The sequence below is a fragment of the Streptomyces sp. NPDC002566 genome (genome assembly GCF_042889585.1).
Taxonomy (GTDB): Bacteria; Actinomycetota; Actinomycetes; order Streptomycetales; family Streptomycetaceae; genus Streptomyces.
The window spans coordinates 589,342-614,773 of sequence record NZ_JBIARD010000004.1; the positions used below are offsets into that span (position 1 = coordinate 589,342).

Sequence of the window (25,432 nt, forward strand, 5' to 3'; positions counted from 1 at the left end):
TCACGCTCCCTTCTGGGCGCGCCGGTCGGCCGGCTGGGTCACCCGGTCGAGCATCAGGCCGAGGCAGACGATCGCGGCGCCGGCCACCAGACCGGTCGCCAGGTCGCCCTGGGCGAGGCCGAAGACGACGTCGTATCCGAGCGCGCCGCCGCCGACCAGGCCGCCGATGATGACGACGGCGAGGACCAGGACGACGCCCTGGTTCACGGCGAGCAGCAGCGCCGGGCGGGCCAGCGGCAGCTGCACCCCCCGCAGCTGCTGGCTGCCCGTGGCGCCGAGGGAGCGGGCGGACTCCATGGCGGCCGGGTCGACCTGGCGCAGCCCCTGGGTGGTGATGCGGACGACGGCCGGCAGGGCGTAGACGACGGCCGCGGCGACCGCCGGGGCGCGGCCCACGCCGAACAGTGCGACGACCGGGATGAGGTACACGAACTGCGGCATCGTCTGGAAGACGTCCATGACGGGCCGCAGCAGCCGCTCCACGCGGTCGCTGCGGGCGGCGGCGATCGCGGTCCCGAAGCCGAGGACGAGGGTGACGGCGACCGCGGCGAGGACCTGGGACAGCGTGTCCAGGGAGGGTTCCCACACGCCGAGCACGCCGATCGCGGCCATGGCGAGGACGGCGGTGAGCGCGGTGCGCCAGGTGCCGATCACCCAGGCCAGCGCGGCGACCAGGAGCAGCACCGACCACCAGGGCAGCGCCTGCAGGCCGTCCCGGAGCGGGTCGAGGACCCAGGTGGTGAAGTGGCCCGCCCAGTCGGCGGTGCCGCCGACGACGGGGACGCCGGAGTAGAGGTGCGCCGTCATCCAGTCCACGACGCGGTTGACCGGCTCGGCGATGGAGATCGTCCAGGCGTCGGGCCAGTCGAGGCGGCCGATCAGCCGGCCGCCGACCGCGACCGCCGCGGCGACGGCGACGGCGAGCAGTGCGTGGACGCCCCGGGTGCGGTGGTTGTCGCCGGTGCCCTGCCCGGCGGCAGCCGTCACCCGGTCCAGGACGACGGCGAGCAGCACGATCGGGATGCCGGCCGCGAGGGCCGCGCCCACGTCGACCGAGGCGAGGGCCTGGTAGACGCGGTCACCGAGACCGCCGCCGCCGATCACGGAGGCGATGACGGCCATGGACAGCGCCATCATGATCGTCTGGTTGAGGCCGAGGAGGAGTTCCTTGCGGGCGAGCGGGATCCGCGCGGTCAGCAGCCGCTGGCGGGCGGTCGCGCCGAGCGACTCCACCGCCTCCAGGACGCCCTTGTCGGCGCAGCGCAGGCCGAGCGCGGTGAGCCGGGCCATGGGCGGGGCGGCGTAGACCACGGTGGCCAGGACGGCCGCCGGGACGCCGATGCCGAAGATGAGGACCACGGGCAGCAGGTAGGCGAAGGCGGGGAGCACCTGCATGGTGTCCAGGACCGGCCGCAGGATCCGTTCCATGCGGTCGGAGAGCCCCGCGGCGAGGCCGAGCAGGGCGCCGACGACGACGGAGGCCAGGACGGCGACCACCATGAGCGCGAGCGTCTGCATGGTGGGGACCCACATGCCGAGGACCCCGCAGGCCAGGAACGCGGCGGCGGTGCCCAGCGCCAGCCGGGCTCCGGCGACCCGCCAGGCGACGAGCGCGCCCAGCGCGGTGACGCCGGCCCAGCCGACGCCCAGCAGCACCAGGTAGACGGCGCGCACGGACAGCACGACGGCGTTGCTGATGTGGCCGAAGAAGTACAGGAACAGCGGGTGGCTGTCCCGGTTGTCGATGATCCAGTCGCTGACGCCGGTCAGCGGTTTGGTGAGGTCGACGGTCAGGGCCTGCGGCCAGCTGCCGCTCGCCCAGCGGGCGTCGGCGAGCGGCACGAGGATCGCGGCGGCGACCGCGAGGGCGAGCAGCTTGTGCACGGCCCGGTGCTTGAGGAAGGCGGGTACGCCGGGGCGGAAGGCGGGTGCGGTGACCGTCGCCATCACACGGCCTCCTTACGAGGCTCGGGGGCGGCCTCCTTACGAGGCTCGGGGGCGGCCTCCTTACGAGGCTCCGGCGCGGCGGCGTGCCGCCCCGTGCCGTCGGTGCCGGTAGCGCCGGTCGGGGCTGTCGTGCCGGCGACGACACCGAGCAGCGCCTCGGAGTCGACCACGCCGACGCAGCGCCCGTGGTCGACGACCCGGGCCGGGGCCTTGGCGCGGGCGACCGCCTCGATCGCCTCGGACACGGTGGCGTCGGGGGCGACGGCGGGGCCGCTGCCGGCCTCGTCGGCGGAGGCCCGGCGCATGGCGGAGCGGACGGTGAGGACCTGTTCGCGGGGCACGTCGCGGACGAACTCGCGGACGTATTCGTCGGCGGGCGAGCCGACGATCTCCTCGGGGGTGCCGAGCTGGACGACGCGGCCGTCGCGCATCAGGGCGATGCGGTCGCCGAGCTTGAGCGCCTCGTTGAGGTCGTGGGTGATGAAGACCATCGTGCGGCCCTCCTCGCGGTGGAGGCGGACCACCTCCTCCTGCATGTCCCGCCGGATGAGCGGGTCGAGCGCGCTGAACGGCTCGTCGAACAGCAGGACCTCGGGGTCGACCGCGAGCGCGCGGGCCAGTCCGACGCGCTGCTGCTGGCCGCCGGAGAGCTGGCCGGGCCGGCGCAGTTCCATGCCGTCCAGGCCGACCTTGGCGACGATCTCGCGGGCCCGGTCGCGGCGCTCGGCCTTGCCGACGCCCTGGATCTCCAGACCGTAGGCCACGTTGTCGAGGACCGTGCGGTGCGGGAGGAGACCGAAGTGCTGGAAGACCATGGCGGCCCGGTGGCGGCGCAGTTCGCGCAGCCGGGCGCGGTCCATGGCGCGGACGTCCTCGCCGTCGACGACGATGCTGCCGGCGGTCGGCTCGATCAGCCGGGTCAGGCAGCGCACCAGGGTGGACTTGCCGGAGCCGGACAGGCCCATGACGACGAAGACCTCGCCCTTGCGCACGTCGAAGGAGACGTCGCGGACGGCGGCCGTGCAGCCGGTGCGGGAGCGCAGCTCGGCGGCCGGGAGGGCGGCGAGCTCGGGGTCCACCGGGACGCGTTCGGGCTTGGGGCCGAAGACCTTCCACAGGCCCTCGACGCTGAACACCGGGGAGTTGGAGACCTCGGTCATCGCGCACCACCGCCGATCCGCTCGGCGGTACGCGCTCCGACCTGGCCACCGGCGTCCTCGCCGATCAGTTCAGCGGCCTTCTCCCCCACCATCAGTACTCCGATCATCGGGTTCACAGCGGTCATCGTCGGGAAGACCGACGCGTCGGCGATACGCAGCCCCTCAAGGCCGCGTACGCGCAACTTCGGGTCGACGACCGCGAGTTCGTCGTCGGCGGCGCCCATGCGGCAGGTGCCCGCCGGGTGGTACACGGTGTGGGCGACCTTGCGGGCGTACTCGCTGAGCTCCTCGTCGCTCGTGACGTGGGGGCCGGGGGCCACCTCGCGCTTGAGCCAGGGGGCCAGCGGCTCGGTCGCGGCGATCTCGCGGGCGATGCGGATGCCGTCGACGAGGGTGCGGGCGTCGTAGTCGTCCTCGTCGGTGAAGTAGCGGAAGTCCAGGGCCGGCTTGACCGACGGGTCGGCGCTGGTCAGGTAGAGCCTGCCGCGGCTCTTGGGCTTGGGGATGTTCGGGGTCATGGAGACGCCGAACTCCGGCCGCTCGTAGCCCAGTCGCTCCGGGTTGTCGGTGAAGGGGATCTGGTAGAAGTGGAACATCAGGTCCGGGCCCGCGTGTCCGGCGTCGCGGCGCACGAACAGGCCGGCGTCGGAGTCCATCGCGGAGTTCTCGGGGATCGGGCCATTGGTCTCCCAGACGATCACCGACTCGGGGTGGTCGAGGAGGTTCTCGCCGACGCCGGGCAGGTCGTGGACGACGGGGATGCCGAGCGCGTCGAGGTCGGCCTTGGGGCCGATGCCGGAGTGCATGAGCAGGCGCGGGGAGTCGACGGCGCCGGCGCACAGCAGTACCTCGCCCCGGGCCCGTACGACGAACTCCTCGCCGTCCTTGGCGCGTACGTGGACGCCCCGCACGCGGGTGCCGTCCAGGTCCAGCCGGTAGGCCCAGGTCTCCAGCAGGATCGTCAGGTTGGGGCGCTCGTCCATCACCGGGTGCAGGTAGGCCACCGAGGCGCTGGAGCGCTTGTTGTTCTCGGGGTGGTAGGCGAGGTCGAAGAAGCCGACACCGTCGTCGAACGGCTTCTTGTTGAAGCCCTCGACGCGGGGCACGCCGAGCGCGGACTGCGCCGCGTCGACGAAGTCGCGGGCGATCGCGTTGCGGTCCTTCTCGTCCACCGGGACGATGTTGTTCTTCAGGCGGGCGTAGTAGGCCTCCATCGGCACCGCGCCCCAGCCCTCGGCGCCGGCCTGCTCCCACTCGTCCCAGTCGGAGGGCAGCGGCTTGAAGGCGATGAGGGTGTTGTGGGAGGAGCAACCGCCGAGGACGCGGGCCCGGCTGTGCCGGATGTGGGAGTTGCCGCGCGGCTGCTCGGTGGTCGGGTAGTCGTAGTCCAGCTCGCCGCCGAGCAGACCCATCCAGCGGCGCAGGGTCAGCACGTCGTCACGGCCGACGTCGCTGGGGCCGCCCTCGATGACGGCGACGGTCACGTCGGGGTCCTCGGTGAGACGGGAGGCGATGACCGACCCGGCCGTGCCGCCGCCTATGACGACATAGTCGTATTCATCGAACGCGTGGGTGTGATCGGACATGAGAGTGGTACTCCAGGGGTCGATGGGGGAGGAACTGGAGATCTGACGGGGTCCTGAGGGAGAGGAGGGGTGGGATGGGAGGGGTGAGGGAAGACCGGAGGACGCCCGTGGCGGGCGTGTCGGAGGGATGCGCCGGCTCAGCCGGCGAACCAGCGGACGGGCTTGGGCGCGAGGTTCTGGTAGACGTGCTTGGTCTCGCGGTACTCGGCGAGTCCGGCGGGGCCGAGTTCGCGGCCGACGCCGCTCTTGCCGAAGCCGCCCCATTCCGCCTGCGGCAGGTAGGGGTGGAAGTCGTTGATCCAGACGGTGCCGTGGCGCAGCCGGGCGGCGACGCGGCGGGCGCGGCCGGGGTCGGCGGTCCACACGCCGCCCGCGAGGCCGTACTCGGTGTCGTTGGCGAGGGCGACGGCCTCGTCCTCGGTGCGGAAGGTCTCCACGGTGACGACGGGTCCGAAGACCTCCTCGCGGACGACCCTCATCTCGCGGTGGCAGTGGTCGAGGACGGTCGGCTCGTAGAAGTAGCCGTTCTCGGGCCGCTCGGGCGAGGGGTCGGGGCGCCGGCCGCCGGAGCGCAGCACCGCGCCCTCCTTGAGTGCCGACTCGACGTAGTCCTCGACCTTGGCGCGCTGCTGCTCGGAGACGAGGGGGCCGCATTCGACGCCGTCCTCGGTGCCGCGGCCGAGGCGGATCTTCCCGGCGCGGCGGGCGAGTTCGTCGACGAAGCGGTCGCGGGCGGACTCCTCGACGATGAGCCGGGCGCCAGCCGAGCAGACCTGGCCGCTGTGGATGAAGGCCGCGTTGAGGGCCTGGTCGACGGCCGTGTCGAAGCCCTCCTCCGTGGCGCAGGCGTCGGCGAAGACGACGTTGGGGTTCTTGCCGCCGAGTTCGAGGGCGACCTTCTTGACGGTGGGGGCGGCGGCCTGCGCGACCTTGGTGCCGCTGACCAGACCACCGGTGAAGGAGACCAGGTCGACGTCGGGGTGTTCGGAGAGCCGCGCGCCGACGGTGTGGCCGGGGCCGGTGACGATGTTGGCGACGCCGGCGGGCAGTCCGGCCTCGGCGAGCAGCTCGATGAGCGCGACGGTCGTCAGCGGCGTGATCTCGCTCGGCTTGACCACGAAGGTGTCGCCGGCGGCCAGAGCCGGCGCGATCTTCCAACTGGCCTGGAGCAAGGGGTAGTTCCAGGGAGTGATCAGCGCGCAGACGCCTATCGGCTCGTGGACGACGACGCTGTGAATGTCGGGCGAGCCCGCGTCGACGACCCGGCCGGGGGCCTCGGCGGCGACGAGGTCGGCGAAGTAGCGGAAGGCGTCGGCGACGCAGTCGATGTCGACACGGCCTTCCTCGACGGTCTTGCCCGCGTCCCGGCTCTCCATGAGGCCGAGCCGCTCGCGGTCGCGGGTGAGGAGGTCGGCGACGCGACGCAGCAGGGCCGCGCGCTCGGCGGCCGGGGTGTGCGGCCAGGGGCCGTGGTCGAAGGCTTTGCGGGCGGCGGCGACCGCGAGATCGGTGTCCTTCTCGTCACCCTCCGCGATCACGGCGAAGGGCAGGGCGTCCGCGGGGTCGAGGATCTCGCGCGTGGCGCCGGAGACGGCTTCACGCCACTCCCCGCCCACGTGGATGGTCTTCCGCGCCTGGAGTTCTGTGTTGTCCGCCATGATCGGGATAGCCTTCCGTTCCTGTTCACTGCCCGTGCGTCACACACGTGTCACTCACTGGGACCGTGACCGCATGCCCCGGCCCTGCGATTGCATGCGCAATCCATGGCCGAAAGTGGGCCGTGTCACTGAAGATCCACAGGAAACGGGACAAACCGCACACATGAACGCGACGATCCCCGGGTGGAAGGACTCCACCCGGGGATCGTCAGGACAGTCGAGGCTCAGAAAGGTCAGATGAGGCCGAGGGCGCGGACCGCCTCGCGCTCCTCCTCCAGCTCCTTCACGGAGGCGTCGATGCGGGCGCGGGAGAACTCGTTGATCTCCAGGCCCTGGACGATCTCGTACTTGCCGTCCTTGACGGTGACCGGGAAGGAGGAGATCAGGCCCTGCGGGACGCCGTAGGAGCCGTCCGACGGGATGCCCATGGAGGCCCAGTCGCCGTCCGCGGTGCCGTTGACCCACGTGTACACGTGGTCGATGGCGGCGTTGGCGGCGGAGGCGGCCGACGAGGCGCCACGGGCCTCGATGATGGCGGCGCCGCGCTTGGCGACGGTCGGGATGAAGTCCTCGGCCAGCCACTTCTCGTCGTTCACGACCTCGGCGGCGTTCTTGCCGGCGACCGTGGCGTGGAAGATGTCCGGGTACTGCGTGGCGGAGTGGTTGCCCCAGATGGTCAGGCGCTTGATGTCGGCGACCGTGGAGCCCGTCTTCTTCGCGAGCTGGGTCAGCGCGCGGTTGTGGTCGAGGCGGGTCATCGCGGTGAAGCGCTCGGCCGGTACGTCCGGCGCGGCGGCCTGGGCGATCAGCGCGTTGGTGTTCGCCGGGTTGCCGACGACGAGGACCTTGACGTCGTCCGCGGCGTGGTCGTTGATGGCCTTGCCCTGCGGCTTGAAGATGCCGCCGTTGGCCTCGAGCAGGTCGCCGCGCTCCATGCCCTTGGTGCGGGGGCGGGCGCCGACGAGGAGGGCGACGTTGGCGCCGTCGAAGGCGACGTTCGGGTCGTCCGTGATCTCGATGCCCTGGAGCAGCGGGAACGCGCAGTCGTCCAGCTCCATGGCCGTGCCCTCGGCGGCCTTGAGCGCCGGGGTGATCTCCAGCAGGCGCAGCTTGACCGGCACGTCCGCGCCGAGCAGCTGGCCGGAGGCGATGCGGAAGAGCAGGGCGTAACCGATCTGGCCGGCCGCGCCGGTGACGGTGACGTTCACGGGAGTGCGGGTCATGGCGTTCTCCGTATGACAGCTGGCGGTGGGGCGTCCCTGCCCCGGGTGGGACGTACAGATGATCGATCTCTTGATACCAAGAGATCGACCAGCGGTCAGGCTATCGCGCCTCCAGGATCCCAGGTCCCCGGGGCGGTGTGGCCCAGGCCACAGGCCGGTGGCGGGGCGGGCGGATCTGCCCGGGGCCGCATGGCACTTGGCCGGGACCGGGCCAGGGGCCTCTGGTGGACGGGCCGGGGCCTAGGGGGACTGGGCCGGGGGCCTGCACCGCCGGCACCATGACGGCGCTGACCGCGACCGAACAGGGCGCGAACGCGGGGGTCCGCGCGAGGTGTTGGCGGGGGGCGCCGCGGAACAGGGCCTGTCCATGTCGGGGGCTGTGGGGACCGGGCAGGGGTCCACAAGGGCTGCTCGGGGACCGGGGCGGGATCCGCCCAGCGCTGCTGGGGGCCGCCGGGTGGGGGCCGCCGCCCAGGGCCGCTCGGGGGACCGGGCGGGGTTGCCCATAGCCGCTCGGGGACTGGGCGGGACCCGCCCGGAGCCGCTTGGAGACCGGACCGGGCCCCTTCCAGGGCCCTTGGAAGATCGGGCCTGGAGCCGCCCAGGTTCGCTCGGAGATCGGGGCGCGATTCACCCGAGGTCGCTCAAGGGCTTGGCCGGTGCGGTGCGGGGGTGCGAAACGGCGGCCGCCTGTTCGGGAGAGGGAACGGGCGGCCGCCGGAGGGGGTGCCGGGGGGCCGGACTCCCGTGGGGGTACGGTTCGCGTGCCCAGCGGCGGGCCGGATATTCCTCAGGCGGGCGGGTTTTTCGCCGGCTTCACTCGGGTGGAGTACGGGGGGCGCGGTTACTGCGGCGTGCAGCCCTCGTGGCCCGAGGCGAGTACGGCACACGCACGGATCCCGGCCGGGTTCTTCACGGCGACCATCGGGGTGTACGCGACGGTCTCGCCGGCGGCCGAGACGCGCCCGGTGTACCGGATCGCGCCGGCGGTCACCCGCACCTCGTCGCCCGCGGCCGCCGGGGTGATCCTCCCCCAGGCCGCACCGCAGGTCCGGCTGTAGCGGACCTCCAGCAGCACGGCGCCCACGGTGACGCTCCTCGCCGTGGCCGCCAACTCTCCGCCGCAGCCCGCCTTCTCCGCATCCCTGCCCGTGCAGCCGGCCCCGAAGCACAGCACGCCGGGCGGGAGGGGCGCGCCGGGCGTGGGGGACGGCGAAGGGGCGGCGGCGACGGTACGGCCCTTCGCCGGGGAGTCCGCGTCGGCGTGGGTGAGGAGGAACGCTCCCACCGCGACGCCCACGACGCCGACCGCGCCGGCGAGGAACACGGCCGTGCCGGGCCGCCTCGGGGGCGGGGCGGGAGCGGGGGGCGGGGGTTCCGGGACGGGGTGGTGGGTGATCGTGGGGGTCCGCGCCCGGGACAGGCGGACGGCCTCCGAGGCGGCGTCGTCCCGCAGTTCCGCCCGGCTCCAGGCCCGCTCGGCCGACTCCCACAGCGGTATCAGAGCGGCCGGGTCCACGCCGGTGACCTCGGCCAGGGCGATGACCGCGCCCTTCGGCGCGAGGAGCCGCCCGTCCAGATACCGCTCCCACGCCGCCACGCCGTAGCCGGTGCGGTCGGCGAGGGTGGCGACGCCGAGGCCGGCGTGGTCCACGAGCCGTCGCAGCCGACGGGCCAACTCCTCGATCCGCGGGTCGAGTTCGTCCGGGAGGTCCCTCCAGCGAGGCATCGGCCCCCTCCCTCCGCCGTGAACCCTTATCCGCTTATGACCGTTTCGACCGTCGGCCGTCCGACCACGGTAGCGCTCGGACGGGCTAGTTGCTCACGGTGAAGTGCAAGGTGTCACCCAGGAACGGGATCTGGAGCCAAGGGCGCGGCTGCGCCATCAGCGCCAGCAGGACGATCGTCACGCCCAGTACGCCGTACGTCGCGACGTCGGTGAAGCGCGAACGGACGGCCAGCATGCCGACGTTGAGCCTCAGCCAGCGCAGCACCGCGCCGGTGAGCAGCCCCGCGCCGATCAGGATGGTGCCGATCCTGAACACGTCGAACGCGGTGAGCAGCAGGCCGAGCGCGACCAGGCCCAGGACCACGAGCATCGGCCACTGCCGCGCCGGCGCCGGGGCGTCACGGGGCGCGGCCCGGCCGCCGCCCTCGGGACGCGCGGTGTCCCGGGTGAACAGCGGGAAGCGGCGCGTGCTGCGGCGCGGGACGCCCTCGGCGTCGGGCGCGCTGACCGGGTCGCGGGCGACGGGTTCCTCGAACGCCTCGTTGCGGGCGCTCCGGGCGTTCGCCGTGTCCGCCGTGTGCTCCTCGGCGTTCTCGGCGGGGTCGGGGGTCTCGGGCTTCCGCGTGCTGTCAGCCGGCACTGCGCTCGGCCGCCTCGACCACGTTGACGAGCAGTTGCGCGCGGGTCATCGGGCCCACTCCGCCCGGGTTGGGGGAGATCCAGCCGGCGACCTCGCGGACGTCCGGGTGGACGTCGCCCACGATCCGCCCCTCGGCGTTGCGGGAGACGCCGACGTCGAGGACGGCCGCGCCCGGCTTGACGTCCTCGGGCCGGACCAGGTGGGCGGAACCGGCGGCGGCGACGATGATGTCCGCGCGCTTGAGGTGCGCCGACAGGTCCCGCGTGCCCGTGTGGCACTGCGTGACCGTGGCGTTCTCGCTGCGCCGGGTCAGCAGCAGCGGCATGGGGCGGCCGATGGTGACCCCGCGGCCGACGATCACGACCTCGGCGCCCTTGATCTCGACGCCGTGCCGGCGCAGCAGCGTGAGGATGCCGTTGGGCGTACAGGGCAGCGGGGCGGGCTCGTTGAGGACGAGACGGCCGAGGTTCATCGGGTGCAGGCCGTCGGCGTCCTTGGCCGGGTCCATGAGTTCGAGGATGCGGTTCTCGTCGATGCCCCGGGGCAGCGGAAGCTGCACGATGTAACCGGTGCAGGCGGGGTCCTCGTTCAGCTCGCGGACGACCGCCTCGATCTCCTCCTGCGTGGCCGTGCCGGGCAGCTCACGCTGGATGGAGGCGATGCCGACCTCGGCGCAGTCGCGGTGCTTGCCGGCGACGTACTTCTGGCTGCCGGGGTCGTCCCCGACGAGGATCGTGCCGAGGCCGGGCGTGACGCCCTTGCCCTTCAGCGCCGCCACGCGGGCGGTCAGATCCGACTTGATCTCGGCTGCGGTGGCCTTGCCATCGAGAAGCTGGGCGGTCATACGCCCATCCTCCCGGATGACCGGACCCCGGTTCCAATCAGGGTCGCCCGGGCCGCCCCCTCGGCCCCGTCCTGACCACTGAGGTTGCACTTGCACAACAGCCGTATATCCGACTGGACAATCACTCGTCCGGCACATGACGATGAACGGCGCATCACCGCGGTCCGGCAGGGGGACGAACCGCTCAAGCTCACACGTTCCTCCGCGGCATCGCCACGTCCCCGCAAACGCAACGGAGGAACACGGTCATGAGCTTCGGTCAGCCCGGGAGCAATCCCTACGGGGACCAGCCGCAGGGCTACGGTCAGCCCGGCGGCAACCCCTACGGGGAGCAGCCGCAGAACCCCCAGCAGCCCGGCTACCCGGCCTACCCGCAGGCCCCTCAGGGCGTCCCGCCGCAGCAGGGCTACGGCTACCCCCAGCAGCCGGGTTATCCGCAGCAGGGTTACGGCTACCCGCAGCAGCCGGGCTACGGTTACGGCACCGGCCCCCAACTCGCCCACTGGGGCCTGCGGCTCGGGGCGACGCTGCTCGACGGCCTGATCATCATGGGGCCGATGTACCTGCTGATCGGCATCGGGAGCGCCATGGGCTCCGACTCGGCGGCGGCGGGCATCCTGTCCCTGGTCGGTGCTCTGTACGCCCTGGGCATGGGCATCTACCAGATCCACCAGGAGGGCACGACCGGCCAGACCATCGGCAAGAAGGCCGTCGGCACGCGCCTGCTGCGCGAGGCGGACGGCAACACGGTCGGCTTCGGCATGGCCTTCGTCCGCCGCCTGGCGCACATCCTCGACGGCCTGCCCTGCTACCTCGGCTACCTGTGGCCGCTGTGGGACGCCAAGAAGCAGACGTTCGCCGACAAGGTGTGCTCGACCCTGGTGGTCCGCGCCCGGTAGTCGCTGCCGGCACTCCTGCCGAGACGCCTGTGAGAGGGCCCGCCGACCGTCACTCCGGTCGGCGGGCCCTCTCATCGCGTCATCGCGTCAGCGGCGTCTCAGTGGAAGAAGTGCCGCGTCCCGGTGAAGTACATCGTCACGCCGGCCTTGCGCGCGGCCTCGACGACCTGCTCGTCGCGGACCGAACCGCCGGGCTGCACCACGGCCTTCACCCCGGCCTCGGTGAGGATCTCCAGCCCGTCCGGGAAGGGGAAGAACGCGTCGGAGGCGGCGTACGCCCCCCGCGCGCGCTCCGCGCCGGCCCGCTCGACCGCGAGCTTCGCGGAGTCGACCCGGTTGACCTGGCCCATGCCGACGCCGACGGAGGCGCCGTCCTTGGCGAGCAGGATGGCGTTGGACTTCACGGCCCGGCAGGCCCGCCAGGCGAAGGCGAGCTCCTGGAGCTCCCGCTCGCCGAGCGCCTCGCCGGTCGCCAGCGTCCACCGGGCCGGGTCGTCGCCGTCGGCCTGGAGCCGGTCCGTCACCTGGAGCAGCGCGCCGCCGTCGACGGGCTTGACCTCGACGGGGGCGGAGGGCGCGCCGGGAGCCTTCAGCACCCGGATGTTCTTCTTCTTCGCGAGAGCCTCCAGCGCGCCGTCCTCGTAGTCCGGCGCGACGATGACCTCGGTGAAGATCTCGGCGACCTGCTCCGCCATCTCCTTGCTGACGGGCCGGTTGACGGCGATGACCCCGCCGAAGGCCGACAGCGGGTCGCACGCGTGCGCCTTGCGGTGCGCCTCGGCGACGTCCGCGCCGACCGCGATGCCGCACGGGTTGGCGTGCTTGATGATCGCGACGGCGGGCTCGTCGTGGTCGTACGCGGCACGGCGCGCGGCGTCCGTGTCCGTGTAGTTGTTGTACGACATCTCCTTGCCGTGCAGCTGCTCGGCCTCGGCGAGGCCGCCGCCGCCCGCGGCGGAGCCGCCGATGGATGCGGTGTCGACGTAGAGGGCGGCGGGCTGGTGCGGGTTCTCGCCGTAGCGCAGGGTGTTCTTGCGCTCCCAGGTCGCGCCGAGGAAGTCGGGGAAGCGCGACTCGTCCACGGGCGCGTACGACGACGCGAACCAGGAGGCGACCGCCACGTCGTAGGCGGCGGTGTGCTGGAAGGCCTCGGCGGCGAGCCGCTTGCGGGTGGCGAGGTCGAAGCCGCCGGAGCCGACCGCGGCGAGGACGTCGCCGTAGCGCTCCGGGCTGGTGACGACGGCCACGGAGGGGTGGTTCTTCGCGGCGGCGCGCACCATGGACGGCCCGCCGATGTCGATCTGCTCCACGCACTCGTCGGGCGAGGCGCCGGAGGCGACGGTCTCGCGGAACGGGTAGAGGTTCACGACGACGAGGTCGAACGGCTCGACGCCGAGCTCCTCCAGCTGCGCCCGGTGCTCGGGGAGCCGCAGGTCGGCGAGGATGCCGGCGTGGACCTTCGGGTGGAGGGTCTTGACGCGGCCGTCGAGGCACTCGGGGAAGCCGGTGAGCTCCTCGACCTTGGTGACGGGGACGCCGGCGGCGGCGATACGGGCGGCGGTGGAGCCGGTGGAGACGAGCGCGACGCCGGCCTCGTGCAGCCCGAGGGCGAGCTCTTCGAGCCCGGTCTTGTCGTAGACGCTGACGAGCGCGCGACGGATGCCCCGCTTGCCGCTCTCGGCCGTGACAGTGCTGTCGGCGGTCACTGGATAACTACCTTTCGTCCCTCAATGCGATAGCCGTTGCGGGCGAGCCGCCCCACGACCTCGACGAGCAGCCTTCGCTCGACTTCCTTGATGCGCTCGTGCAGCGCGCTCTCGTCGTCCTCGTCCCGGACCTCGACCACGCCCTGGGCGATGATCGGACCGGTGTCGACGCCGTCGTCGACGAAGTGGACGGTGCAGCCGGTGACCCTGGCGCCGTACGCGAGCGCGTCACGGACGCCGTGGGCGCCGGGAAAACTGGGCAGGAGCGCCGGGTGGGTGTTGACGAACCGCCCCCCGAACCGCGCCAGGAACTCCTTGCCCACGATCTTCATGAACCCGGCCGATACGACGAGGTCGGGCTCGTGCGCGGCGACGGCCTCGGCGAGGGCGGCGTCCCACTCCTCGCGCGTGCCGTAGTCCTTCACCTTCCGCACGAAGGTGGGGATCCCGGCCCGCTCGGCCCGCGCGAGCCCTTCGACGCCCTCGCGGTCGGCGCCGACGGCCACGATCTCGGCCCCGTAGGCCTCCGCGCCGGCGGCGGCGATCTCGTCGAGCAGCGCCTGGAGGTTCGTTCCGGATCCGGAGACCAGCACGACGAGGCGCTTGGCCGGCTCGGCCACGGGCTTGGCGGCCACGGCGGGGCCCTTTCTCGGGAGAGCGTTTGTAGGGTCGTACGAATGCTTCGCGCCCCGGGATACGGGGAAGTCTACGAAGCGGCCGACCGCCAGCAACGATACCGGCACACCGCACGGCCCCCTCGGGACGGGGGCGGGGCCGGCAGGTAGCGTCAGGGGCGAGCGGGCTCGGGAACGCGACCGCCGTGCGGCACGTTCTCGAAGTGACCGCGGACAGCGGCGGTCGATTCCACAGACATCCGTACGCGTCCGCACACAGTCGAAACACAGTCGAATCCGAGACCGAATGCGAGACCGCCTCGATCTCGGTCGTGATCACCTAGGGGAAGACGCTCACTTGATGCCGGACCGCAGTCTGCGACTCCTCACGCTCCCCCCGCAGTCACCGCAGAGAGGGGAGCGCGGCGCCGTGCTGCTGCGAGAGCGCCCCACGACCCCGCCCGACGCGCCGTCCGGCAACGGCGGCGCGCCCCAGGACGACAACCCCTTCGCCCCGCCGCCCGAGGGCGCCCCCGACCGCCCCTGGCAGCCCCGTCACCCCGCCCCGGGCGACGACTCCGACGGCTCGCGCGGTTCGTCGGGCTCCCCTTGGGGCAGCCAGTGGAGCGACCGCCAGCCCGGCCGCGCCCCCGGCGGCTTCGGCGAGCGCCCCGGCGGCGGCGAGGGCGGCCCCGGCGGCCAGCAGCAGCCCGGCCCGCGCTGGGACCCGGCGGACCCCACCCAGCGCCGCGCGCGGTACGCGCTGCTGTGCGGGATGTGGGCCTTCTTCTTCGCCCTCTTCGGCTGGCCGTACGTCGCCCTGCTGCTCGGCGCGCTCGCCCTGCACTGGGGCATCAGCGCCCTGCGCGCCAAGCCCCGCACCCCCGACCCGACGGCCCCCCAGCCCCCCGAGCCCACCGGCCGCCCCCAGCGGACCGCCGCGATCAGCGGCCTGGTCACAGCGGGCCTGGCCCTGTCCCTGGTGGCCGTCACCTTCACCGCGCAACTGGTCTACCGCGACTACTACACCTGCACGAACGACGCCTTGACGAACGAGGCGAAGCAGACATGCAGCAAGCTGCTGCCGGAACAGTTGCGAGAGGTACTGGGGGCGAACGCGTAGCGGTACCTCCAGCCCCGTCCGGGGGCTCTATGCAGCCCGTCTGGGGGCTCTATGCAGCCCGTCTGGGGGTCCCCGCTCTGGGGGAGTTTGAGGACGAGGCCCGTCCAGGGCCGAAGCGGGGGTCCGGGGGGCGGCAGCCCCCGGGGTCGGGACGGGAAGGGGCGGCGGGGGCGAAACCCCTTAGACGGTCACAACCCCACCCCACCCTCCTCCTCCACGAAGTCATAGAGCTCGTCATCCGCGACGCCCTCCCCCACCTCCTCCACCACAGCCTCCGCCCCCCGCCGCACCCCCCGCACCAACACCCCCACAGGCACCCCCACCCCCACAACCCAAAGAACCACCGCACCACCCACCTCCCACCAAACCGGCCCGAACCGAGCCAACACCCCCACCCCCAACGGCCCCCCGGCCAACCCCGCCAGCAAGGCGAACCCCACCCCACACACGCCCCCGGACCACACCACCACCCCCACAGTCCTCCCGAAACCCCAACGCCCACCACCACCGTCGCCGACCTCCCCCCGAGCGGCCCGCCCCACAACCCACCCCACCAACCCCGCAGCCACCCCCGGCACCACCCCGGCAACCCAGTTCACCCAACTCCCCGCCCCCGCCGAGGGCACCGCCGCCAGCAGCGGAAACGGCGGCAGCAAGGGCGCCGGCGCCGACCCCAGCGGCCCCACCACGTGCCCCGCCCCCAACACGAACCCGGGCCCCAGCGCATACCCCGCCCCCCACACCGCCGCGTTGGGCACCAGCGCCAGGCACAGCAACAACACCGCGAACCGCCCGGACCACCCCTCCGTGAGCTGCACGAACGCCCCCCGCGCAGCCCCGAGATGCCACAGCGACGACACCACCACCAACAGGGCCCCACCCCCCACCAGCACGGCCGCCCCGAGCCCCGCCGCCCGCAGGGCGACGCGCCCCCCACCGACCCCGGCCGCCCCGCCCTGGTCCGCGCGGAAGAGCCACCGCACCCCCACGACCCCCCGCAGCACCCGCTCCACCGGCCCCCACGGCCGGCCGTACCCGGTCCATACCCCCACCCCCGCCGCCCCCGCCACCAGCGCGGGCAGGCATACCGCCGTCCACACCCACGACGGCCGCAGCACCCCGCCCGCCGCATACGCCGCGGCGCACACGCCCACCACGAGATACCCGGCGACGACCCCCGCCCACGCCGTCCGCGGACTCACCAGCGGCACGCTCCCGGTCAGCCCCGCCCCGCCTCCGCCCCCACCGCCGCCGTCCACCGCGTCCCGTGCCGCCCGGTGCACCAGCCACACCGGCAGCGCCAGCAGCAGCAGCGGCGTGACCCCCATCGGCGCCGGCACCCCGGACAACGTCTCGGTGCGCACCAGCTCGGCCCCGTGGGCCAGCACCCACAGCGAGGCAGCGACGCGCAGCGCGCTCCCCGGCCCGCTGTCGGGATACGGCGAACTGATCCACAGCATCGTCACGAGCACGGCCAGCGCGCCGAGCCCCAGCCCGGCGGCCAGAGCTCCGCCCAGCAGCCCGGCGCCCAGGCCCGCGGGCGAACGGTCGAGCAGCCAAGCGCGCAGAAGCGACGGCGACAGCGACGGCAACGGTCGGCGAAGGAGCTTTCGGATCACGCCCGTCATGGTCCCAACGACACGCGCCTTCCCGTCGTAATAGGCGAACTGCCGTTGTGTCGCTCAATATACGTTTATGTACTTTTTTGGACGGAGGGGCGACCGGTGACGACACAGAGCCCTGGCACCCCGCTCCCCCCGCCCAAGGAACGCCGACGCCTGCGTGAGCAGGCCTCGCTGACACAGGCTCAGCTCGCCGCCCGACTGGGCGTCAGCCGGGAGACGGTGCGCGCGTGGGAGGCCGGCCGCACGACTCCCCAAGGCCGCGACGGAGAGGCGTACGCGAAACTGCTCACCACGCTCGCCGACGCGCCGACTCCCACCCCGGAGCCCGCCCGCAGACCACGGCCGAACGCACGGACAACGAGACCGCGCCCGGAAGACCGGACGCCCGCGAACTCCACCGCAGCCCGCTCCCCCGCCGTCGGCTCCTCCGCCGACTCGTCCGCCGTGGACTCCCCCGCCGCCGAGACCCCCGCTCAGGCCTTCGACGCCCTCTACGCCCACTGCGCCCCCTCCCTGGTCCGGCAGGTCTACCTCCTCACCGGCCGCCGCGAGCTCGCCCGCGAGTCGGTCGAACAGGCTTTCCAGATCGCCTGGCACCGCTGGCCCGAGGTGGCCGTCGACCCCGACCCCGCGGGCTGGGTGCGGGCGATGACCCACGAGTACGCCCTGTCCCCCTGGCACCAGTTCCGCCCCCGGTTCCGCAACCCCGAGCCCCCGCCCGCCATCCCCGCCGACCGAGCGCTGATGGACGTACTGCTGTCCCTCCCGCCGTCCTACCGCCGCACCCTGCTGCTGTACGACGGGCTCGGCCTCGGGCTGCCGGAGACCGCGGCGGAGACGGAGGCCAGCACGCCCGCCACCGCGAGCCGTCTGCTGCACGCCCGCCAGGCAGTCGTCGCGCGCCTGCCCGATCTGGCGGCCCCCGGGCTGCTGCACCGGCGGCTGGCGGAGGTGGCGTCCGCGGAGCGCCTGCGCGCCGCCAGACCCGCCATCGTCCGCATGGGCGGCGAACGCCGGGCCCGGCTGTGGACGAGGGCGGCTATCACCTTCACGGTCGCCCTGATCAGCGTGACCGTCCTGGCCCTGTACACGGCCCCGACCCGCTACCAGCCACCGGTTCCCCCAGGCCGGACGGTCCCCGGAGTCCCCCCGAGAGCGGCGCCCGGCCCGCTGTCCGCCACGGAGCTGGCCCTGAGGGCCAGACTCAGAGCGCTGCCCCACGGCCCCCAGAGACTGGCCCCGGAACTGCGGTAGCTTCCCCGGCGCCGGGCGCCCTCCGAGCGAGCCGCCGCCGTCTCCGTCTCCGTCTCCGTCTCCGTCTCCGTCTCCGTCTCCGAAAACGCCGACGGGCCCGCCCCCCACAGGGGAACGGGCCCGCTCACGCTGAACTCTCGCGGTTCAGCTCGGCAACCGGATCAGCCGGACTCAGCCGGACTCAGCCGGACTCAGCCGGACTCAGCCGGACTCAGCCGGCGAGGATCTCCCGCGCCAGCTTCGCCGTCTCGGTGGGCGTCTTGCCCACCTTGACGCCGGCGGCCTCGAGGGCCTCCTTCTTCGCCTGGGCGGTGCCGGAGGAGCCGGAGACGATGGCGCCGGCGTGGCCCATCGTCTTGCCCTCGGGCGCGGTGAAGCCCGCGACGTAGCCGACGACCGGCTTCTTCACGTTCTCCGCGATGTAGGCCGCGGCACGCTCCTCGGCGTCGCCGCCGATCTCGCCGATCATCACGATCAGGTCGGTGTCGGGGTCGGCCTCGAACGCGGCGAGCGCGTCGATGTGGGTCGTGCCGATGACCGGGTCGCCACCGATGCCGACCGCCGACGAGAAGCCGATGTCCCGCAGCTCGTACATCATCTGGTACGTCAGCGTGCCGGACTTCGACACCAGGCCGATACGGCCCGGCTTGGTGATGTCGCCCGGGATGATGCCGGCGTTCGACTGACCGGGGGTGATCAGACCGGGGCAGTTCGGACCGATGATGCGGGTCTTGTTGCCCTTCTCGACCGCGTAGGCGTAGAACGCGGCGGAGTCGTGCACCGCGATGCCCTCGGTGATGACGACCGCGAGGGGGATCTCCGCGTCGATCGCCTCGACGACGGCGGCCTTGGCGAAGGCCGGCGGGACGAAGAGCACGGACACGTTCGCGCCCGTCTTCTCGATCGCCTCGGCGACCGTGCCGAAGACCGGGATCTCGGTGCCGTCGATGTCGACCGACTGGCCCGCCTTGCGCGGGTTCACGCCGCCGACGATGTTGGTGCCGTCGGCCAGCATGAGCTTGGTGTGCTTCATGCCCGTGGCACCGGTCATGCCCTGGACGATGACCTTGCTGTCCTTGTTGAGGAAGATAGCCATGGCTGTGTGTCCTCGTCCCTTACTTCGCAGCCGCGAGCTCGGCGGCCTTGTCGGCCGCGCCGTCCATGGTGTCCACGCGCTGCACCAGCGGGTGGTTGGCGTCGGAGAGGATCTTGCGACCCAGCTCGGCGTTGTTGCCGTCGAGACGGACGACGAGCGGCTTGGTGACGTCCTCGCCCTTGTCCTTGAGCAGCTGCAGCGCCTGGACGATGCCGTTGGCGACCTCGTCGCAGGCGGTGATGCCGCCGAAGACGTTGACGAAGACCGACTTCACGTCCGGGTCGCCCAGGATGATCTCCAGGCCGTTCGCCATGACGGCGGCGGAGGCGCCGCCACCGATGTCGAGGAAGTTGGCCGGCTTCACGCCGCCGTGCTTCTCACCGGCGTACGCGACGACGTCCAGGGTGCTCATGACGAGACCCGCGCCGTTGCCGATGATGCCGACCTCGCCGTCGAGCTTGACGTAGTTGAGGTTCTTCTCCTTGGCCGCGGCCTCGAGCGGGTTCGCCGACGCCTTGTCGTGGAGCTCCTCGAAGTCGGGGTGACGGAACTCGGCGTTCTCGTCCAGCGTCACCTTGCCGTCGAGGGCGATGACGTCACCGGAGGCGACCTTGGCCAGCGGGTTGACCTCGACGAGGAGCGCGTCCTCGGCGACGAAGGTCTTCCACAGGGTGACCAGGACGTCGGCGACCTTGTCGGCGACCTCGGCCGGGAAGTTCGCCGCCTCGACGATCTCGCGGGCCTTCGCCTCGGTCACGCCCTCGTTGGCGTCGATCGGCGTCTTGGCGACGGCCTCCGGACGGGTGGCCGCCACCTCCTCGATCTCCATGCCGCCCTCGACGGACGCGATGGAGAGGAAGGTGCGGTTGGCACGGTCGAGGAGGAAGGAGACGTAGTACTCCTCCACGATCTCCGGAGCCGTCTCGGCGATCATCACCTTGTGGACCGTGTGGCCCTTGATGTCCATGCCGAGGATGTCCGTCGCGCGGGCGACGGCCTCGTCCGGGGATGCAGCCAGCTTGACGCCGCCGGCCTTGCCGCGACCACCGACCTTCACCTGCGCCTTGACGACGGACTTGCCGCCCAGACGCTCCGTGATCTCGCGCGCCGCCTCAGGCGTGTCGATGACTTCACCGGCCAGCACCGGTACATCGTGCTTGGCGAAGAGGTCCCTCGCCTGGTACTCGAACAGGTCCACGCGCTTCCGTCCCTATCAGTGATCGCGGTTCGTTGGATGCGTGGGCGTGCCGCGAAGGGCAACGTGACGACGTCCGCTGTGTCACAAGGGAAGCGCACACGGTGTCCGAGCGCGCGGCATGTCCGTCTCGCAGGTTATCTCTGCTTCCGGGGGGCCTCTAAATCGCGGGTCACACCTGAGCGGTGATACCTGTCACATGATGCCGGGCTCACTGGCACGCCGTGCCGGAAGGGAGGGGCCTCACCGGGCCGGGGCGGCCCCGGTGAGACCCCGTGAGGGCCCCGCGAGGCCTCCGGGGCAGGTCAGCCGCGCGGCGCCGCCGTGCCCTCCGGATCCGGCACCGGCAGTGGGCGTCTCTCGATCGCCGCCGCCATCACCTCGGGGAACAGGTCGGGCGTGCAGGCGAACGCCGGCGCGCCCAGTGCCGCGAGCGCGGCCGCGTGCTCCCGGTCGTAGGCCGGCGCCCCCTCGTCCGACAGCGCGAGCAGCGCGACGAACTGCACGCCCGACGCCTTCATCGCCGCGACCCGCTTCAGCATCTCGTCCCGTATGCCGCCCTCGTACAGGTCGCTGACGAGCACCACCACCGTGTCCGCCGGACGGGTGATCCGGGTCTGGCAGTGGGCGAGCGCCCGGTTGATGTCCGTGCCCCCGCCGAGCCGGGTGCCGAACAGGACGTCGACGGGGTCGGCGAGCTGGTCGGTGAGGTCGACGACCGTCGTGTCGAAGACGACGAGCCGGGTGCTGATCGACCGCATCGACGCCAGCACCGCCCCGAACACCGAGGCGTACACCACCGAGGCCGCCATGGACCCCGACTGGTCGACGCAGAGGATCACCTCCTTCTTCACCGACCGCGACGCCCGCCCGTACCCGATGAGCCGCTCCGGCACGAGCGTGCGCCGCTCGGGCAGGTAGTGCTTGAGGTTGGCGGCGATCGTGCGGTTCCAGTCGATGTCGCGGTGGCGGGGCCGGGCGACCCGCGCGCTGCGGTCGAGTGCGCCGGTGATCGTGGCCCGGGTGCGGGTGGCGAGCCGCTTCTCCAGTTCGTCGACCACCTTGCGGACGACGGCCCGCGCCGTCTCCCTCGTCGTCTCCGGCATCGCCTTGTTCAGCGAGAGCAGCGTGCCGACGAGGTGCACGTCCGGCTCCACCGCCTCCAGCATCTCCGGCTCCAGCAGCAGCGCGGACAGTCCGAGCCGGTCGACGGCGTCCCGCTGCATCACCTGGACGACGGAGGAGGGGAAGTATGCGCGGATGTCCCCGAGCCAGCGCGCCACGGCCGGCGCCGACGCCCCGAGCCCCGCCGAACGGTCCCGCCCCGACCGCTGTGCCTCCCCCTTCCTCACCTTCCTTCCCTGGTCCCCGTAGAGCGCGTCGAGCGCGCCGTCCATGGCCGCGTCCCGCCCGGACAGCGCGTGACCGGTGCCGTCCGCCTCGTCGCCGCCCAGCACGAGCCGCCAGCGCCGCAGCCGCTCCGCCGGGCCGTCCCGCTCCGCCGTGGCGTCCCCCGCCTCCCTCTCCCGATCGGCCTCCGCCGGTTCTGGCGTCCGTGCCGGTCCGCTCGTCATACGCCCACCTCCACCAGGTCGTCGTCGCCCAGCAGCAGCCGGACCACCGGCAGCACGGCGTCCGCCCGTTCCCTGTCGGCTTCGGCGGCGAAGCCGGGTGTCCCCGACGCCGCCCCCACCACGTCCGCCCGCTGCTCGGGCCCGCGCCGCACCAGCTCCCCGAGCGTTCTGCGCACTCCCGTCCCGTACGCCGCGAACGTCCGCCGCAGCAGCGGCAGCACATCCGTGAACGTCTCGGCGGAGACTCCCGTCAGCCACGCGTCGACCAGCGCGAGCAGCCGTTCGTCGTGCACGAGGAGCAGCCCGCCGCCCGCGCCGCCTCCCACGAAGCCCTCGATCCAGGCGGCCGCGTCCGCAGGCGGCGTGCCCGGCGACAGCGCGAGCCCCATCAGCCGGGCCGCCTCCCCGCCGGCCACCTCCCCCTCGTCCAGCAGCAGCCGGACGGCCCGCCCCCGGACGACCCCGGCGACGGCGTCCCGCGCGGCCAGTGTGCGCAGCACCCGCAGCCACCGTGGGCGCAGCCCGCCCCGACGGGCGTCGGCGGCGTCGTCCGGGCTCTCTCCCGGCCCGGCCGTCTCCGCCAGCAGCCCGACCGCCCCGTGCACCGCGTCGACGTGGCGCCGCATCTCCTCGGCCGCCTCGGCGTCCAGCGCGGCGCACGCGGGGGGCAGGCCGACGAAGACCCGCTCGGCGAGCCCGGCGGCGACGCCGGCCAGCGCACCGGTGTCGGTGCCGCGCACATCGCCGTAGCGCTGGGCACGGACCAGGGCGGGCAGTGCCTGGGCGAGGTGGCCGACGTCGGCGTCGAGTGCGGCGCGGTCGGCGAGGACCCGGATCACGGTCGGCAGCGCGTCCGGCAGGCCGGCCAGGAGGCAGCGCTCGGCGAGGGCGGTCACGTCGGCGAGGCTCCGCGCGGCGACGGCGTCGGCCTGCGCCTTGGCGGTCGCGGCGGCGAGGACGGTCGTCCCCCACACGCCGGCTTCGGCGACCCGCACCGACAGCTCCGGCTCCCAGCGCAGCCGCCACGTCTCCCGGAACGTGCCCGTGCTCCCCCGGGAGGCGGCCGGCCGGCCCCAGGGGACGTGCAGCAGCCTGAGCCGGTGCAGCAGTCTGCTGCGCTCGGCGTCGTTCTCCTTGCGCAGGTCGAGCTCCGCCTCCCGCTCACGCGCCTCCGGTTTCAGCCGCAGCCGCCGCTGCGTCCTCTCCAGGTCGCGTTGCAACGGCACGGCCGGCGCCCCGGCGGGCACCTCCCCCAGGGCGTCCCCGACGACCAGCCGGTCGTGCACCAGCGCCAGCGGCACGTCGGAGCCCTCGCACAGCACCGCCCGCACGGCGTCCGTCGTCTCGCCGAGGCCGGGCAGCGGACGGCCGCGCAGCGCGGCCAGCGTCTCGGCGAGCCGGACCGCCTCGATGACGTGCGCCGGGGACACGATCCGGTCCTCCTCCCTCAGCAGGCCCGCGACCTTCGTGAGCCAGCGCTCCACCGGCCGGTCCGGCGCGGCGAACAGGTGCCCGTACCAGCCCGGCGAGTCGACGCCCGCGCCGTACCCGCCGGCCCGCGCCAGTCTGCGGTGCGTCCAGGGCACCCAGGTCAGGTCGGCCTTCACCCTGGGCAGCCCCTTCAGCAGCGCCCGGTCGGCCGCGGCGGTGGTCCGCCGCCGCAGCGCGGGCACATGCCAGGCCCCGCACACCACGGCCACCCCGCCGGCCCCGTGCTCCCGCAGCGCCGCCCGCAGCCGGAGCCGCATGTACGCCTCGCGCAGGCCGTCCCTGTCGTCGTCGACGCCGGTGCCGTCGTACGTGTCCCGCAGCGCCGTCATGGCCTCCTCCAGCGCGGCGAAGGGCGCGAAGGGGTCCCCCTCCCCCGCCGAGCGGTGCTCGACGACGTCCTCCCACCAGCGCTCGGGATCGTCGTGACCGGCGGCGCCGGCGAGCGCCGCGAGAGGGTCGACGCGCAGGTCCCCGGCTCCCCCGTCCTCCGTCTCCTCCTCCTTGTCCCAGGCCAGCGAGTGGGCGGCGGGCAGGTCGATGAACCGGGCCGGCACCCCGTGCTCCAGGGCCCAGCGCAGGGCGACCCACTCCGGGGAGAACTCGGCCATCGGCCAGAACGCCGACCGTCCGGGTTCGTCCACGGCGTGCCCGAGGAGCGCGACCGGTGGGCGCATGTCCTCGTGGGCGGCCAGCTCGATCAGCGCGTCGGCCTCCGGCGGGCCCTCGATCAGCACCGTCCGGGGCCGGGCCGCCTCCAGGGCGGCACGCACCCCCCTGGCCGAACCGGGCCCGTGGTGCCGCACACCGAGCAGCAGCGGCCGCTCCGCGACGTCCGTCATCCCGGCCTCCCCCGCCTGCGCGTCCATCCCGGGCCACCGCCCTCGGACGCACGCCGCCGTCGGTCCCACGCGGGCGTGTGCGGGCCTCGGACGCCGTGGGCGCGGCGGCTCGCGCTCATGCGCTCACCTCCCGGCAGGCGCGGTAGAAGTCGGTCCAGCCGTCCCGCTCGCGGACCACCGCCTCCAGGTACTCCCGCCACACCACCCGGTCGGCGGCCGGGTCGCGGACGACGGCCCCGAGGACGCCCGCGGCGACGTCGGCCGGGCGCAGGACGCCGTCGCCGAAGTGGGCGGCCAGGGCGAGCCCGCCGGTGACGACGGAGATGGCCTCCGCCGTCGACAGCGTGCCGCTCGGCGACTTGACCTTCGTCCGGCCGTCGGCGGTGATCCCGTCGCGCAGTTCACGGAAGACGGTGACGACCCTGCGGATCTCGTCGATGCCGTCGGTCCCGGCCGGCAGGTCGAGGGAGCGGCCGATCTGGTCGACGCGCCGCGCGACGATGTCGACCTCGGCCTCGACGCTCGCGGGCAGCGGCAGCACCACCGTGTTGAAGCGGCGGCGCAGGGCGCTGGAGAGCTCGTTGACCCCGCGGTCGCGGTCGTTGGCGGTGGCGATCAGGTTGAAGCCGGGGACCGCCTGCACCTCCTGTCCCAGCTCCGGTATCGGCAGCGTCTTCTCCGACAGGATCGTGATCAGCGTGTCCTGCACGTCGGCCGGGACGCGGGTCAGCTCCTCGACGCGCGCCGTCCTCCCCTCGGCCATCGCCCGCATGACGGGGCTGGGGACGAGAGCGTCCCGGCTCGGGCCGTGCGCGAGGAGCCGCGCGTAGTTCCAGCCGTAGCGGATGGCCTCCTCAGGCGTCCCCGCCGTGCCCTGCACGAGCAGCGTCGAGTCGCCGCTGACCGCGGCCGCCAGGTGCTCGGACACCCACGTCTTCGCCGTGCCGGGCACGCCGAGCAGGAGGAGGGCGCGGTCGGTGGCCAGCGTGGAGACGGCGACCTCGACGATGCGGCGCGGCCCCACGTACTTCGGTGTGATCACCGTGCCGTCGGGCAGCGTCCCGCCGAGGAGGTAGGTGGCGACCGCCCACGGCGACAGCTTCCAGCGGGCCGGGCGGGGGCGGTCGTCCTGTGCCGCGAGCGCGGCGAGCTCGTCGGCGAAGGCCGCCTCGGCGTGCGGCCGCAGCACGTCGGCCGGGTGCCGCTCACTCAGTCCCACGAACATGTCC

Annotated in this window: 19 protein-coding genes; 3 read left to right on the forward strand and 16 right to left on the reverse strand. The window is 73.3% G+C overall.

What is annotated here, in order from left to right; all coding sequences use genetic code 11:
* The 8 genes from ACFYXA_RS19825 to ACFYXA_RS19860 form a co-directional block, all read right to left on the reverse strand.
* Entirely contained in the window at positions 1 to 1,947 is a 1,947-nt protein-coding gene (locus tag ACFYXA_RS19825) for an ABC transporter permease (RefSeq protein WP_389034430.1), read from the reverse strand.
* Positions 1,947 to 3,107 (reverse strand): glycine betaine/L-proline ABC transporter ATP-binding protein, encoded by a 1,161-nt coding sequence (locus ACFYXA_RS19830; RefSeq protein WP_389034433.1) that lies wholly within the window; start codon positions 3,105 to 3,107, stop codon positions 1,947 to 1,949. The genes ACFYXA_RS19825 and ACFYXA_RS19830 overlap by 1 nt, the downstream gene beginning before the upstream one ends.
* Positions 3,104 to 4,693, reverse strand: coding sequence for a GMC oxidoreductase (locus ACFYXA_RS19835; RefSeq protein WP_352248592.1), 1,590 nt, complete (start codon positions 4,691 to 4,693; stop codon positions 3,104 to 3,106). Before ACFYXA_RS19835 ends, ACFYXA_RS19830 begins: the two co-directional genes overlap by 4 nt.
* A gap of 137 nt (positions 4,694 to 4,830) precedes the next feature.
* Positions 4,831 to 6,351 (reverse strand): aldehyde dehydrogenase family protein, encoded by a 1,521-nt coding sequence (locus ACFYXA_RS19840; RefSeq protein WP_352248594.1) that lies wholly within the window; start codon positions 6,349 to 6,351, stop codon positions 4,831 to 4,833.
* Between the two features lie 233 nt (positions 6,352 to 6,584).
* Positions 6,585 to 7,574, reverse strand: a complete 990-nt coding sequence (locus tag ACFYXA_RS19845) for a malate dehydrogenase (RefSeq protein ID WP_351095315.1) — start codon at positions 7,572 to 7,574, stop codon at positions 6,585 to 6,587.
* Positions 7,575 to 8,418: 844 nt separating this feature from the next.
* Positions 8,419 to 9,303, reverse strand: a complete 885-nt coding sequence (locus ACFYXA_RS19850; RefSeq protein ID WP_389034438.1) for a helix-turn-helix domain-containing protein — start codon at positions 9,301 to 9,303, stop codon at positions 8,419 to 8,421.
* Between the two features lie 85 nt (positions 9,304 to 9,388).
* Positions 9,389 to 9,943: a DUF3017 domain-containing protein gene (locus ACFYXA_RS19855; protein ID WP_389034441.1), complete on the reverse strand. Its 555-nt coding sequence runs from the start codon at positions 9,941 to 9,943 to the stop codon at positions 9,389 to 9,391.
* Positions 9,933 to 10,787, reverse strand: a complete 855-nt coding sequence (locus tag ACFYXA_RS19860; protein ID WP_130441231.1) for a bifunctional methylenetetrahydrofolate dehydrogenase/methenyltetrahydrofolate cyclohydrolase — start codon at positions 10,785 to 10,787, stop codon at positions 9,933 to 9,935. Before ACFYXA_RS19860 ends, ACFYXA_RS19855 begins: the two co-directional genes overlap by 11 nt.
* A gap of 248 nt (positions 10,788 to 11,035) precedes the next feature.
* Here ACFYXA_RS19860 and ACFYXA_RS19865 point away from each other — a divergent pair, with 248 nt between their 5' ends.
* Positions 11,036 to 11,686, forward strand: coding sequence for an RDD family protein (locus ACFYXA_RS19865; protein WP_389034446.1), 651 nt, complete (start codon positions 11,036 to 11,038; stop codon positions 11,684 to 11,686).
* 98 nt (positions 11,687 to 11,784) lie between these two features.
* On the opposite strand, the gene purH is transcribed toward ACFYXA_RS19865, so the two are convergent.
* Together purH and purN are read right to left on the reverse strand one after the other, a co-directional pair.
* Complete coding sequence (purH, locus tag ACFYXA_RS19870; RefSeq protein ID WP_351095323.1) at positions 11,785 to 13,392, reverse strand: bifunctional phosphoribosylaminoimidazolecarboxamide formyltransferase/IMP cyclohydrolase; 1,608 nt, start codon at positions 13,390 to 13,392, stop codon at positions 11,785 to 11,787.
* Positions 13,389 to 14,027, reverse strand: a complete 639-nt coding sequence (gene purN, locus ACFYXA_RS19875) for a phosphoribosylglycinamide formyltransferase (RefSeq protein ID WP_130441225.1) — start codon at positions 14,025 to 14,027, stop codon at positions 13,389 to 13,391. The genes purH and purN overlap by 4 nt, the downstream gene beginning before the upstream one ends.
* A 340-nt stretch (positions 14,028 to 14,367) precedes the next feature.
* Here purN and ACFYXA_RS19880 point away from each other — a divergent pair, with 340 nt between their 5' ends.
* The gene (locus tag ACFYXA_RS19880; protein ID WP_352248605.1) at positions 14,368 to 15,129 is read left to right on the forward strand and encodes a hypothetical protein; all 762 of its coding nucleotides are present in this window, start codon (positions 14,368 to 14,370) and stop codon (positions 15,127 to 15,129) included.
* Between the two features lie 188 nt (positions 15,130 to 15,317).
* Here the strand turns inward: ACFYXA_RS19880 and ACFYXA_RS19885 are convergent, their stop codons facing one another.
* Entirely contained in the window at positions 15,318 to 16,757 is a 1,440-nt protein-coding gene (locus ACFYXA_RS19885) for a DUF6350 family protein (RefSeq protein ID WP_389034452.1), read from the reverse strand.
* A gap of 96 nt (positions 16,758 to 16,853) precedes the next feature.
* Here ACFYXA_RS19885 and ACFYXA_RS19890 point away from each other — a divergent pair, with 96 nt between their 5' ends.
* On the forward strand, positions 16,854 to 18,008 hold the full coding sequence (locus ACFYXA_RS19890) for a helix-turn-helix domain-containing protein (RefSeq protein ID WP_389034455.1): 1,155 nt from the start codon (positions 16,854 to 16,856) through the stop codon (positions 18,006 to 18,008).
* Positions 18,009 to 18,219: 211 nt separating this feature from the next.
* Here the strand turns inward: ACFYXA_RS19890 and sucD are convergent, their stop codons facing one another.
* The 5 genes from sucD to ACFYXA_RS19915 all read right to left on the reverse strand — a co-directional run bounded on the left by sucD (position 18,220) and on the right by ACFYXA_RS19915 (position 25,428).
* Positions 18,220 to 19,104 carry a succinate--CoA ligase subunit alpha gene (gene sucD / locus ACFYXA_RS19895; RefSeq protein ID WP_130441219.1) on the reverse strand — a complete coding sequence of 295 codons (885 nt, stop codon included), beginning with the start codon at positions 19,102 to 19,104 and terminating at the stop codon, positions 18,220 to 18,222.
* A gap of 19 nt (positions 19,105 to 19,123) precedes the next feature.
* Complete coding sequence (gene sucC / locus ACFYXA_RS19900; RefSeq protein ID WP_130441217.1) at positions 19,124 to 20,302, reverse strand: ADP-forming succinate--CoA ligase subunit beta; 1,179 nt, start codon at positions 20,300 to 20,302, stop codon at positions 19,124 to 19,126.
* Between the two features lie 302 nt (positions 20,303 to 20,604).
* Entirely contained in the window at positions 20,605 to 21,873 is a 1,269-nt protein-coding gene (locus ACFYXA_RS19905; RefSeq protein ID WP_389034460.1) for a VWA domain-containing protein, read from the reverse strand.
* A complete protein-coding gene (locus tag ACFYXA_RS19910) occupies positions 21,870 to 24,203 on the reverse strand; it encodes a DUF5682 family protein (RefSeq protein WP_389034463.1) in 2,334 nt (777 codons plus the stop codon). The genes ACFYXA_RS19905 and ACFYXA_RS19910 overlap by 4 nt, the downstream gene beginning before the upstream one ends.
* Positions 24,204 to 24,318: 115 nt before the next feature.
* Entirely contained in the window at positions 24,319 to 25,428 is a 1,110-nt protein-coding gene (locus ACFYXA_RS19915) for an AAA family ATPase (protein ID WP_389034468.1), read from the reverse strand.
* Between the last annotated feature and the right edge of the window lie 4 nt (positions 25,429 to 25,432).